This is a genomic window from Rhodococcus sp. MS16 (assembly GCF_013277795.1).
Taxonomy (GTDB): domain Bacteria; phylum Actinomycetota; class Actinomycetes; order Mycobacteriales; family Mycobacteriaceae; genus Rhodococcus_F; species Rhodococcus_F globerula.
The window spans coordinates 258,499-270,552 of record NZ_VBTM01000003.1 but is presented as its reverse complement, the minus strand read 5'-3'; the positions used below and the strand labels follow the sequence as shown (position 1 = coordinate 270,552).

The 12,054-nt window shown below is 63.6% G+C and carries 10 protein-coding genes; 2 read left to right on the top strand and 8 right to left on the bottom strand.

Annotation, left to right across the window (positions count from 1 at the left end; genetic code table 11):
* Positions 1-220: 220 nt before the first annotated feature.
* Positions 221-1,309, top strand: a complete 1,089-nt coding sequence (locus FEZ60_RS06290; RefSeq protein ID WP_095888343.1) for a 3-deoxy-7-phosphoheptulonate synthase — start codon at positions 221-223, stop codon at positions 1,307-1,309.
* 54 nt (positions 1,310-1,363) lie between these two features.
* On the opposite strand, the gene FEZ60_RS06285 is transcribed toward FEZ60_RS06290, so the two are convergent.
* The 8 genes from FEZ60_RS06285 to FEZ60_RS06250 form a co-directional block, all read right to left on the bottom strand.
* Positions 1,364-2,167, bottom strand: coding sequence for a TIM barrel protein (locus FEZ60_RS06285; RefSeq protein WP_020970535.1), 804 nt, complete (start codon positions 2,165-2,167; stop codon positions 1,364-1,366).
* Positions 2,164-3,891 (bottom strand): FAD-dependent oxidoreductase, encoded by a 1,728-nt coding sequence (locus tag FEZ60_RS06280; protein WP_045068924.1) that lies wholly within the window; start codon positions 3,889-3,891, stop codon positions 2,164-2,166. Before FEZ60_RS06280 ends, FEZ60_RS06285 begins: the two co-directional genes overlap by 4 nt.
* The gene (locus FEZ60_RS06275; RefSeq protein ID WP_045068926.1) at positions 3,888-4,982 is read right to left on the bottom strand and encodes a Gfo/Idh/MocA family oxidoreductase; all 1,095 of its coding nucleotides are present in this window, start codon (positions 4,980-4,982) and stop codon (positions 3,888-3,890) included. The genes FEZ60_RS06280 and FEZ60_RS06275 overlap by 4 nt, the downstream gene beginning before the upstream one ends.
* Positions 4,982-5,806: an aldo/keto reductase gene (locus tag FEZ60_RS06270; RefSeq protein ID WP_045068929.1), complete on the bottom strand. Its 825-nt coding sequence runs from the start codon at positions 5,804-5,806 to the stop codon at positions 4,982-4,984. The genes FEZ60_RS06275 and FEZ60_RS06270 overlap by 1 nt, the downstream gene beginning before the upstream one ends.
* Positions 5,803-7,755, bottom strand: coding sequence for an FAD-dependent oxidoreductase (locus FEZ60_RS06265; RefSeq protein ID WP_045069773.1), 1,953 nt, complete (start codon positions 7,753-7,755; stop codon positions 5,803-5,805). The genes FEZ60_RS06270 and FEZ60_RS06265 overlap by 4 nt, the downstream gene beginning before the upstream one ends.
* A 44-nt stretch (positions 7,756-7,799) precedes the next feature.
* Complete coding sequence (locus FEZ60_RS06260) at positions 7,800-8,681, bottom strand: shikimate dehydrogenase (protein ID WP_045068932.1); 882 nt, start codon at positions 8,679-8,681, stop codon at positions 7,800-7,802.
* A 67-nt stretch (positions 8,682-8,748) separates the two neighbouring features.
* Complete coding sequence (locus FEZ60_RS06255; RefSeq protein ID WP_033234049.1) at positions 8,749-10,125, bottom strand: MFS transporter; 1,377 nt, start codon at positions 10,123-10,125, stop codon at positions 8,749-8,751.
* A gap of 154 nt (positions 10,126-10,279) precedes the next feature.
* Complete coding sequence (locus FEZ60_RS06250; protein WP_033234050.1) at positions 10,280-11,182, bottom strand: LysR family transcriptional regulator; 903 nt, start codon at positions 11,180-11,182, stop codon at positions 10,280-10,282.
* A gap of 149 nt (positions 11,183-11,331) precedes the next feature.
* On the opposite strand from FEZ60_RS06250, the gene FEZ60_RS06245 reads away from it, so the two are divergent.
* Positions 11,332-12,024 (top strand): SDR family NAD(P)-dependent oxidoreductase, encoded by a 693-nt coding sequence (locus FEZ60_RS06245; protein ID WP_033234051.1) that lies wholly within the window; start codon positions 11,332-11,334, stop codon positions 12,022-12,024.
* Positions 12,025-12,054 lie beyond the last annotated feature (30 nt).

The window sequence follows — 12,054 nt, the reverse complement described above, 5'->3', positions numbered from 1 at the left end:
TTCTCCTCGCAAACACAGGGGTGGAATTGACCTCGTCAGCACTCGAGGTATCGTGGCCGACATGCAGCGCGTCTATTTCTGGTTTAGCAGGCCGGCCCCGGGTGGGCCTGCCGGCGTAACCACGCGCTGACAACCTCCACCCAAGAGCCGGATTACAGACCGGCTCGCTGGAGTTCACTTCATCTCTGGGGTCGGCCTGAGAACAGGAAACCGAAACCCCATGACTGTCACCATCGACACCACAGCCACATCGGACAGCCTCGACGATCAGCGCACTGTCAGTATCAGTCCGCTGGTTTCGCCGGCGACCGTCCGAGCTCAGCACGCACCCGACGAGGTCGCGGCCGCAACCGTGCGGACCGGCCGTGCCGACACGATCAACATCCTCAACGGTGACGACGACCGTTTGATCGTTGTTGTCGGACCGTGCTCGGTACACGATCCGGAAGCTGCGATGGACTACGCCCGCCGGTTGGCTGCCAAGGCCGAAGAACTGCGGGACGACCTGCACATCGTCATGCGGGTCTACTTCGAAAAGCCGCGCACCACGCTGGGTTGGAAGGGCCTGCTCAACGATCCCCACCTCGACGGCACCTACGACGTGAACACCGGTCTTGGTATCGGCCGCAAGTTGCTGCTCGACGTGTCGAGCCTCGGTCTGCCCGTCGGCTGTGAGTTCCTCGACCCGATCATGCCGCAGTACATCGCGGACCTGGTCAGCTACGGTGCGATCGGTGCCCGGACCGCTGCGAGCCAGGTGCATCGCCAGCTGTGCAGCGCACTGTCCATGCCCGTCGGAATCAAGAACTCCACCGAAGGCGACGTGCAGGTAGCCGTCGACGGTACCCGCGCTGCGGCAGCGAGCCATGTGTTCCCCGGCACCGACCTCGACGGTCAGGCTGCCTTGATCCGTACGGCTGGTAACCCCGACTGCCACGTCATCCTGCGCGGTGGCAGCGACGGACCGAACTACGACGCCGAGACGGTCGCGGATACCCTTGCCCGCCTGCGTAAGTCGAACCTGCCCGAGCGCGTGGTCATCGACGCGAGCCACGGCAACAGCAGCAAGGATCACGAGCGTCAGGTCATCGTCCTCGACGACATCGCAGCTCGTCTCGCCGCCGGTGAGCAGGGAATCGCGGGTGTCATGTTGGAGAGCTTCATCGAGGCCGGTCGTCAGGACCTGACCTTGGGCAAGGCGGACGAACTCACCTACGGTCAGTCCATCACCGACGCATGCATCGACTGGTCCACAACGGCAGCGCAGTTGGACCGTCTGGCGCAGGCCGTTGCCAGCCGTAGGGGCTGACGCCCCCGTGCGCCTTTCTGGTAGCGCCAACTACCAAAAAGGCGCACAGGGCCGCTAGGCCAAAACTTCTCGCGTGGCCGTGACCAGGCGTTCCAGCCAGGCGTCTGTGCCGACGGCCTGACGCAGTGGCTCGTTGGGCAGTTCGATGCTGACCGGCAGTCCGGCAGGCAATGTCGACCAGATGTCGGCCAGGGCGATGCCGCCGGTGCCGGGCACCAGACGCTCTTCGCGGGCGTGACGGATCAGTTCTGCGTCATCGGTGGGAGCGGGGGTCGAACCGTCGCACATCTGGGCGTAGTGCAGCCACTCGCGCGGGATGGACGCAAGATCCTCCAGCGTTGTCGCCGAGCGGTCGGTGTGCAATGCGTCGACGAGAACGCTCCGAGCCGGACCATCTGCCGCCGAGACGATCTCGATGGCAGCGCGCGCATCGGGCACCGCAGTCCACGGCATGAATTCGAGCGAGGCGACGATGCCGTAGTTCGCGCACAGTTCCGCGAGGCGGGCATAGGAGTCCGTGAGCCGAGCGCGGTCGCGGTCGTCGCCGCCCACCAGAACGGCCTTGGCTCCGAGCTGTGCACCCGCTTCGAGAAGCGGAACATAGTCGGCGGGGTCGAAGTCGGCTGCAAGGCGGATGATTTCGAGGTCGAATACCTCAACGGGTGAATCATCCAGTCGACGCACCAGTTCGTCCAACGACTGCTTGTCCTCGTGCAGCGGGTAGGCCGTCGTACCTGGTGCCGCGGGCATCAGGCGGATGCCGATGGTGTCGAAGCCGTGTTTTTCCGCCAAGTCGACGTGCTGCATCGGTGCGGTATCGAGCACTGTGAGGGCTGCCAGTCCGAGTGAGAGTGTCATGCGTGCGCTCCAACTGTCTTGGCTCCGGCCAGTTCCCGACCTGCCAGGTAACCGAACGTCATAGCCGGGCCGAGGTTGATGCCGCCGGACGGGTAGTGCCCGCCCATCACGCTGGCCTGATCGACGCCGACGGCGAGCAATCCCTCGATGCGGCGGTCGTTGTCGTCGAGCACCTGCGACGACGAGTCGGTGACAAGCCCGGCGAAGGTACCGAAACTGCCCGGCACCACCTTCACCGCGTAGTACGGACCCTTCTGTAAGGGTGCGAGCGACGGGTTCGGCCAGGGGTTGGCGGTATCGCCGGATCCCCGGTTGAACGGCGTTGTGCCGCGACCGAACTCGGGGTCTTCACCGGCCACGGCCCCGACATTGAATGCCTCGATTGTCTTTTCCAACTGCGTCGGATCAACGCCGATCTTCTCCGCCAGTTCGCGAACAGTGTGACCCCGTGTCAGGTATCCCGAGCGCAGGTACGGCTGGATCGGGATCGGCAGGGGCTTGGCCATGCCCAGCGGGAGGTAGCGCACGTACTGCTGATCCGCGATCAACCATGAGCACACCTCGTCTCCCTCGGGAACCTGCTCGACCATCGCGAGGGTGTAGTCGTGGTAGCCGAGTGCTTCGTTGACAAAACGCTTGCCGTTCGCGAGAACTCCGATGACACCGGGCTTTCCGCGGTCGAGGATGTGCGGGAACACACCTTCCTTGCCGTTGCGGTAGCGAACGATGGAGACGGGGCAGTACGCGACGGGGGAGGCAAGAGTGCGGTCTAGGCGACCACCCACGGATTCGCCGAGGGTGATGCCGTCGCCGGTGGTTGTCTTCGGAGTGAGTGACCAGTGCTCGTTTCCGGTGGGGGTACGGGGGAACATTTCACGTCTGCGGTCGATGTCCTGGGCGAAGCCGCCGGTGGCCAGTACGACGCCGCGCGTGGCAGTTACCGAGTACGCACCATCCGGGCCTTCGAGGCGGACGCCGACAACGCGACCGTCGTCGTCAGTCTGCAGCGATGTTGCCGACGTTTTCACCCGAATCTCGACGCCGAGATCGAGCGCTGAGCGAAGCATCATGCCGACAAGCGCAGTGCCGTTGACGAGTTGCTGGCCACGACGCTTGGTGGCGAGATCGAACATGTGCTTTGTCACGCGAACACCACAGTGCACAAATGCTTTCGGCGATCGAGTCGAGTGCAAGAATGCCTGCAGGTCGGGGCCGGCCATGATGCCCATACCGAGGAATGACGTCTCGTACAACTGTCGACGTAGCAGCGCCGCGACGTCGGGTCCGAGCTTTCGCAAGCTCACCGGTTTCGGTCCGACGGAACGATGACCCGTGCCGGCTCCCGGTGTGTCGCCGTGAATGTCGGCGATCTTGGCTCCGGGAACAAACTTCAGCGCAGTCTTGCGTTCGAAGAACTCGACCATCTCCGGTGCACCGTCGAGGAGTGCATCCACCTTGGCGGCGTCGAAGTTGTCGCCGAGTCGGTTCTCCAGATATGCCCGCGGCGCCGAACGATCCTCGACAACCCCGTCGGCGATGGCAAACATGTTGCGCGGGGTCCACATCCACCCGCCTGACCAGGCCGTTGCGCCGCCGCAGGTGTCGGCCTTCTCGACAACGAGTACCGACGCGCCGCCATGTGCTGCGGCAATTGCTGTGGAAAGCCCGCCTGCGCCGGAGCCCACGACAACCACGTCGTAGGTGAGGGGGGTACTGCTACTCATTTCTGCTCCTTGGCAGTTGTTGCGAGGGTCGGTGTCGATGTCAGCTCGACAACCTTGCCCGTTCGTGACGATTCGTAGATTGCGGCGATGATGGCAAGTGACGCGCGGGCGTCTCGTCCGGTGACGGCGGGTTCGCGCCCGGTCAGGACGGCGTCGGCGAAGTCCTGAACCTGCAAGGTGTGGAAGTCAGTGAGTGCCGCATTGACCGCTCCCACATCGAGATTGGCGTCGATATCGGCGGAGTACCGCGACTGGAACTCCACTTCGCCCGGCACGGTCCAGATTTCGTTGACACCCTCGTGCCCTTCAGGGAACTCGAGGACGCTGGCGATGGCACCGGTGCGCCCGATCACCGAGACGCGGTTGCCCAGGTTGTGATTGGCACCGGTAGTCGCGGTGACGGTGGCGGTGCCGCCCGAGGCAAAGGAGATCACAGCTGACGCACTGTCCTCGGTCTCGATGTGCTCACCGTGGGTGTGGGTGCGGATGAAGCCGCTGACCGAGACAGCCTCGCCCATGAACCAGGCCAGCATGTCGATCTGGTGCACGGCCTGCGTCATGAGCACGCCACCGCCGTCGGTGTCCCAGCGTCCGCGCCACGCGTCGGCCGAGTAGTAACTCGATGGGCGGTGCAGGATCACCGACGCCTCGCCGAGCGTGGGCAGTCCGATCCGGCCGTCGTCGATGGCGTCCCGGATACGACGCACGGCCGGCCAGAAGCGGCGTTGGAAGAGGACGCCGAAGGTGATACCGGCGCGGTCGGCGGCCTCGATCATGCGGTCGGCGGCAGCAACATCGACCGCGATGGGCTTCTCGCACAACACATGTACACCCGCTTCGGCAGCGGCCACGACTACCTCTTCATGTACCGGGTGCGGCGTGCAAACGGTGCAGGCGTCGAGTCCGAGGGCGAGAAGTTGCTCCACTGAACTCACGGCTGCGGGAATGCCGTGCGCTGCCGCGAACTCCTGGGCGCGTCCGAGATCGGGATCGCAGCAGCCGATTACCTCGACGCCGGGGACTTGTTGCAGGGCTCGGGCATGGTTGCCGGCGATCTTGCCGCAGCCGACGATTCCGACTTTCAACGTCATCAGAAATGTTCCTCTGCTTCGACGTCCCGCGCCGCAGACTCGCCGCGGTCGAGACTGTTCAGTGCTTCGATGTCCTCGCCGGAGAGGGTCACGTCGAGTGCTGCCAGGTTCTCGGCCTGACGCGTCGGGTTCGCTGATCGCGCGACCGGAACCACACCCTGCGCGACGTGCCAAGCGAGGACCACTTGAGCTGGTGTGCAACCGATTCGACCGGCGATCTCCCCGACCACGGCGTTGTCGAGCACATCGCCGCGGCCGAGCGGGCTCCACGACTGCGTGAAGATTCCGAGTTCGTCGTTGGCGCGGCGCACCGGAATTCGCGCGAGCGACGGGTCCATCTGAATCTGGTTGACTGCCGGTGCCTCGCCGGTTTCGGCGACGACGCGGCGCAGGTGGTGCTCGAGGAAGTTCGACACACCCACGTACCGAACCAGTCCGGCGTCGCGGCAGGCCAGCATCGCCTCGAATGACGCAACGTAACGATCGATTCGCGGGAGCGGCCAGTGGATCAGGAACAGATCGAGTTGATCCAGTCCCAGTCGTTCCAGGCTCTGCTCGAGCGCTCCGCGGATGTCACCGGAAACCTGTTCGTTTCCACGAAGTTTGGTGGTGACAAACAGTTCTTCTCGCGGTAGAGCAGACTCCGCCAACGCTACGCCGACGGCGTCCTCGTTGCCGTAGATCGCGGCGGTGTCGATGAGGCGGTACCCGGCCTCGATTCCGGAGAGTACCGACTTCGTGGCGTCGGCACCGACCAGTGGCCAGGTTCCGAGTCCGATGGGTGGCAACGCAGTTGCCACCGGTGCGGCTGTGTGTGCGCTCATGCGTGAACCTCCTGACGGGCCGCAGCGGCGGCGGTGATGGCGACGGCAACGTCGGCTGCGGTCACGAGTGCGGCATGGATGGATCCGCCGTCACCGCTCGCGTCGCCGACGGTATGGACCCCGAGTCGTGGTGCCAGTGAACGTAGTTCGGCCAGAAGCTCCGAGCGCGGCTCGACACCCTGTGAGATCAGCAGCTCGCCGGGGGCGTCGACTTCGCTCAGTGCACCGCCTGTCGAGATCGTGACCCGATCGGCGTCGACTTTGGTGACGATCGAGCTCAGGTAGGTCGTGAGGTTCTCACTTGCGGCCAGGCGCGGCAGCAGCACGATCTTGCCGCGTCGGCCGACGTCGTGCGCGATGGTTTCCTGCGGCCCGATCATGACGACCTGGGTGCCCTTCTGGAGCAGATCGTCTGCGACGGCAGCAGCCTCGCGGTCGGCGCCGAAAATGGTGATTGCCTCGGGGACCGGATCTCCGGAAACCAGGAACTCGCGAACGTCACGGACGGTTCGGGTCTGCGCGCCGGGGAGGTCAGTCACGGGACCGTGCCCACCGGCAGCAAGGACGATCGCGTCGAAGTCACTGTTTGCGAGCAATGCTGCGTCAGCTCTGGTCGAGGTGTGGCACTGCACCCCGAGTTCGGCCAGTTCCGCGAGGTACCAGTCCACGATCCGCCCGTATTCGGGATATTCGTGCAGCTTCGATGCCAGAGCGAAGTCGCCACCGAGGCTGGGGCGTTCGTCGTACAGGTCGACGCGATGACCGGCAAGTGCCAGGTCGCGGGCAGCGGCCATTCCGGACGGACCGGCACCGATGACGGCGACGCGTACGGTGGCATCAGCCGGCTTCGTGGGCTGATCCAGTTCACGTCCGACCCACGGGTTGACGGAACAGGGAATGGGGCCGGCGGCCAGGCTGTCGATGCAGTAGTTGCAGGCGATGCAGGGGCGGTACCGGCCACCGTCGATAGCGCGATTCGGAAAGTCCGGGTCGGCGTGCAACGTACGGGCCATGCTGACGAAGTTCGCCTGGCCGGATTCGATGATCTGCGCGGCGATCTCCGGCGACGTGATGCGTCCGGCTACACCCACCGGGATGTCGAAGTCGCGCTGGTACTGCTCGGAGTACGGTGCGAGGAGTCCGCGGGACCATTCACCGGGCTGGATGATCCACTGTCCCGCTTCGTAGTTGCCGGCCGAGACGTCGAGGAAATCGAGTCGGTCAGTGTCGATGGCGTCGATGCGCGCGCGGGTTGTCTCGGCGTCGAGCCCGCCGTCAATGCCTTCGAAGGCTGAGAATCGAAGTCCCAGAGTGATTCCCGGAGCATGCTCGTGGACGGAGGCGATGACCTTGTTGACGAACAAGGTGGGGTCGGCCCACTCGTCGTCGCGGTGATTGTAAGCAGGGGAGAGGAACTGGTGGATCAGATACCCGTGGCCACCGTGCAGGGAGATGACGTCGACGCCCGCCTGCTGGCAGCGCGCTGCGGCTTCACCGAAACATTCGATGATGTGCTCGATGTCGTCGGCGTCGAGTTGTTCTGGCATCTCGCCGCCGACCACCAAACACGGAATCGGTGTCGGGGCAACAGGAACAAACCCGCTGACAGAACCTTGCGCCGTACGTCCACCGTGGTTGAGTTCGACTCCGACGAGGGCGCCGTGAGCGTGGATCGCGTCGGCCATCTTCTTGATACCGGGAATCCGTTCGTCGACGTCGACGCCCATCTGCCGGATGCGGCCTTTGCCGTCGGCGCGCACGTAGCTCGCCTCGGTGAAGATCAGTGCCGCACCACCTTCGGCGCGGCGAGCGAGATATGCGATGTACTCGTCCGTCATGGTGCCGTCGACTTCGCAGTAATTGCGTTCCATCGGAGCAGATACGAATCGGTTCCGAAGGCGGACGCTGCCCATGTCGAGGGGTTCGGCAAATGGTTGGGTTGCGTTCATCGGTGCTCCTGGAGCATTTTGCGAGAGTGAGTGTTCGACTGTGCTCATGCGCTGGCCATCTCGGAGATCATGTCGCTCAGGTGGGTGCGCATCCGATCCGTGTCAGCTTCGATGCCCGTCAGAAGTGTGAAGGTGTCAGAGGCTTGAGCCACCAGCATCTGGCCGCCGTCGAGCACCTGGCACCCGAGAGCGATTGCAGCGTCGAGTAATTCGGTGCGCATCGGCCGATAGACGATGTCCGCGACCCACAAGCCGGAGTGGAGCGCAGCGGGGTCGAACGGAGTTCCGGGATGGCCGACCATACCGATCGGAGACGCATTGACGACGCCGTCGCTTGTCGCCAGGTTATCGGCGATCTCACCAATCGCCAAAGCCGTTGTGCGCGTGTCAGGGAAAGCCGAGGCAACGCGTGAACATACATCGGCAGCGCGTTCTGAGTCGACGTCGGCGATGCGGAGATCCGTCGTACCGGCTGCCGCCAGCGCGTAGGCAACTGCCGAACCTGCCCCGCCGGCGCCGGCGAGGACCACTCGATCCAAGGTGGCGTCAGGTAGCCCGCGTTGAAGTGCGGTGAGGAATCCACTGTGATCGGTGTTGTGGCCGATCAGACGGCCGTTGTCGACCACAACCGTGTTGACGGCGCCGAGCAGTCGGGCGTTGTCGGACAGTTCGTCGAGGGCGTCCACGACAACTTGCTTGCACGGGTGCGTGATGTTCAGCCCGGTGAAACCACCGGTGACGGCGGCGCGAACCAACTCGCCGGTCTTCTCGACCGAGACGTTCCTTGCCTCGAGGTCGATCAGTTCGTAGCTGTAGGCGGCGAGACCGAGTGCTGCCGCTTCGTGGGAGTGCAGCGCCGGCGAGAGTGAGGTGGTGATTCCCGCGCCGACAAGGCCGATCCGGTGACGGGTGGATTCGGTAGGCATGACATTTCTCCTGCATAAGTGGGGACGGCCCCTCGCGGCGCGAAGTCAGCGCGAGGGGCCGGTCCGGTCAAGCGTTGTTGCTGGTGAGCTCTGGGTCTTGCTTCGTGAGCGTGACTGATTTCGGTTCGCCGAGTTCTGCGGTCGGCGTCCGATAGGTTTCCGGACCGCACATCGCGGCGATGGCGGAGACGACCGCAAAGCCGAGGCACATCCACGCGACCGGTGTCCAGTTGCTCTTGTCGCCTGCGGAAATCGCCTGGGCGATTGCCGGTGTGAAGCCGGCGACGAGAAGTCCGAGCATGAGGCTCACGGCCATACCGGTGTAGCGAACCTTGGCGGGGAACTGCTCCGGGAAGTACGCCGGGTAGGTGCCATTGGGCATCGCGTAGAAGATGCCGATCATGACGATTCCCGAAGCGAAAACCATGGGAACGCTTTGGGTTCCGATCGAGTGGAAGAAAACGAAGACCATCAGGCCGGCGCCGATTGCGCCGATGACGAAGATGGGCTTGCGGCCGTAGCGATCGGACAGAATGCCGAACAGCGGCTGGGTAAGTACGGCAACGAAGTTGGCCGTGGCAATTGCCCAGAGCATCGTCGAGCGTTCGAAGCCGGATTCGACGGCGTAGGCCAGGGCAAAGACGTTGACGATGGTGTTGATCATCGCGAAGGTCGAACTCATGCTGATGCGAATCACGGTGCGCCAGTGCGAGCGGAACATCTCGACGACGGGAATTCCTGCCGTGTTGTCCTGTTCCTTGAGCTCTTCGAATACCTCAGGCTCGTCGAGTGCGCGTCGCAGCCAGAGTGCAACGACGGTCACGATGATGCTGAGCCAGAAGGGAACTCGCCAGCCCCAGGAGTAAAGGTCTTCGTCGGGCAGGCTTGCTACCGGGATGAATACCAGGCTCGAGATGACGATGCCGAACATGATGCCGCTCATGGTGAACGACGTGAAGAACGAACGGCGGTGATCCGGTGAGTGTTCGAGTGTCAGTGCCGAGGAGCCGGGTGATTCTCCACCCGCAGACAGGCCTTGGAGGAGGCGAAGTAAGACGAGGATGATCGGCGCTGCAATGCCGATCTGCTCGTACGTCGGCAGGCAGCCGACGACGACGGTCGCGACTCCCATGAGCAGAAGGCACGCGAGGAGTGCGTTCTTGCGACCGTAGCGGTCACCGAGGTGTCCCCACAGCACTGCGCCGAGCGGGCGGGCGACGTAGGCCACGCCCAGGGTGCTGATGGAGAGCAGCGTGGCGGTGGAGCCTCCGCCGGGAAAGAAGATCGTGGGAAACACCAGTGCGGCGGCGGAGCCGTAGATGAAGAAGTCGTAGTACTCGAGGGTGCTTCCGAGGAAGCCCGACACTGCGGCACGCCGAGCGTTGGAGTTCGGCTTTTCGTCGGTCCCGGTCGTGGAAACTGCGGGGGTAGGCGGAGGCGCCATGGGTAGTCCTTTCGTCCCGATTGGCCGACGGTGGTGGCACGTGTCGTGATGCGTCACGCTGCGGTGACGTCCCTCACCTTTCGGCGGCTGAGACGACCTTGCCATGAAGGACTATGGCGCGTCCAACACTAAATGAGTCTCAGATAATGTCGAATTACGTCTCAATCTCGGGAGTGGGGAGGATTTCCTCCGAGGTTGCGAGTGCAACTGCGAGCGCGTCGGTCATGTGACGCGGTGACCAGGCGATTCCGTGGTTCATGTACGTCGGTTCGCCGGTGAGGGGAACGAAGACGCTGCCGGGAGGGGTAATGCCGGCCATGCCAGACGGCATCAAGGCGACGCCGACTCCCGCCGCAACGAGCATCAGGATCATGTAGGGGTCGGTGATTTCCTGGACCACGCGCGGGCGGAAGTTCGCATTCATGCAGGCCCGCATTGCCGTCTCCTGCAGGGCGGAACCGGCCGACATGGGTGTGGTGACAAATCCGTCGTCGGCCAATTCGCGTAGGTCGATTTCGCTCTCGGCGGCCAACCGGTGATCGATCGGCAGTACGACGCCAAAGGCTTCGCGGCGAATCAGGCGGGTGGACAACGGCGCCGCCGCCACCGGCAACCCGACAAACGCCAGGTCCAATGCGCCGCTCTCGAGTTGTGTCACGGCGTCTCGGGTCATGATGCGGCCCAGGAGGGTCAATTCGACCTCGGGGTACCGCTGGCGCAATGCGCGCGTCAACGGCGGCAACGCCTGGTGGTTGAGCACGCCGGTGAATCCGATCGCGACACGGCCGTACACGCCGCCGGTGGACGCGCGGGTGGCTTGACGGGCGGTTTCCATGTTCTCGAGAACGCGATAGGCGTGTGGCAGAAAAGCGTGCCCACCGGAGGTGAGCGCGACGGTACGAGTACTGCGCTCGAACAGTTGCACGCCGATGTTCTTCTCGAGCTTGCGAATCATCTGGCTCAGAGGCGACTGAGCCATTTGCAGCCGTGACGCCGCGCGGCCGAAATGTAGCTCTTCCGCGACCGCGACAAACGCGTGCAACCAGCGAATTTCCATCGATGTGTCCTTCGTTGATGTCGACTGTTGATTTTGACGACTCTGCCCGACGTCATATATTCGAAATCGTACACAGTGTGACGCAGATTATATCTATTTGTATCTTAAATTAAGCGCTGAGCGCACATGATCTCCGGGAGATGAGACTGATGCAGAGCTATCCAGAAGGTGCAGTTGCGCTGATTACCGGCGGTGCCAGCGGAATTGGTGCCGCATGTTCGAAACTATTGTCCGACAACGGTGTTCGGACAATTACCGCTGACATCGCGGAGGGAGCCGACGAACGTCTCGACGTGACCGATCCGGCTGCAGTTGGCGAGTTGCGTGCGCGCATCGGCAAGGTCGACATCTTGATCAACAGTGCCGGCATCGTGGGTCCGTCGGCGCCGCTGGTCGATGTCTCGCTCGCCGACTGGCAGCGCACATTCCGAATCAACGTGGAAGGAACCTTCCTCATGTGCCGCGCCTTTGTGCCCGGCATGGCCGCATCAGGTTGGGGGCGCATTGTGAATCTGGCGAGCATTGCCGCAAAAGACGGTAATCCCAACCAGAGTGCGTACTCCGCGTCGAAAGCTGCCGTCATTGCTCTGACAAAGTCACTGGGCAAGGAGATCGCGACAACCGGAGTCCTGGTCAACGCCGTGGCTCCGGCCGCCGTCGAAAGTCCGATGAACGCGGGCACCGACCCCGCAATTCTCGCTCGGTCGCAGAGTCTGACGCCGATGTCGCGGATGGGGAAGTCGGACGAAATTGCCGAGCTGATCGGCTGGTTGTCCTCGACGGCGGTGAGTTACTCGACCGGTGCGGTGTACGACGCCAGCGGAGGTCGTGCAACGTACTAGTGTCCAGGTGGAGATGACCGGGCACCAAGG

Coding starts and splice junctions, on each gene's coding strand:
- FEZ60_RS06265 (WP_045069773.1), bottom strand. CDS start 7,755: ATGAACGCAACCCAACCATTTGCCGAACCCCTCGACATGGGCAGCGTC.
- FEZ60_RS06245 (WP_033234051.1), top strand. CDS start 11,332: ATGCAGAGCTATCCAGAAGGTGCAGTTGCGCTGATTACCGGCGGTGCC.
- FEZ60_RS06290 (WP_095888343.1), top strand. CDS start 221: ATGACTGTCACCATCGACACCACAGCCACATCGGACAGCCTCGACGAT.
- FEZ60_RS06260 (WP_045068932.1), bottom strand. CDS start 8,681: ATGCCTACCGAATCCACCCGTCACCGGATCGGCCTTGTCGGCGCGGGA.
- FEZ60_RS06285 (WP_020970535.1), bottom strand. CDS start 2,167: ATGACACTCTCACTCGGACTGGCAGCCCTCACAGTGCTCGATACCGCA.
- FEZ60_RS06280 (WP_045068924.1), bottom strand. CDS start 3,891: ATGAGTAGCAGTACCCCCCTCACCTACGACGTGGTTGTCGTGGGCTCC.
- FEZ60_RS06255 (WP_033234049.1), bottom strand. CDS start 10,125: ATGGCGCCTCCGCCTACCCCCGCAGTTTCCACGACCGGGACCGACGAA.
- FEZ60_RS06270 (WP_045068929.1), bottom strand. CDS start 5,806: ATGAGCGCACACACAGCCGCACCGGTGGCAACTGCGTTGCCACCCATC.
- FEZ60_RS06250 (WP_033234050.1), bottom strand. CDS start 11,182: ATGGAAATTCGCTGGTTGCACGCGTTTGTCGCGGTCGCGGAAGAGCTA.
- FEZ60_RS06275 (WP_045068926.1), bottom strand. CDS start 4,982: ATGACGTTGAAAGTCGGAATCGTCGGCTGCGGCAAGATCGCCGGCAAC.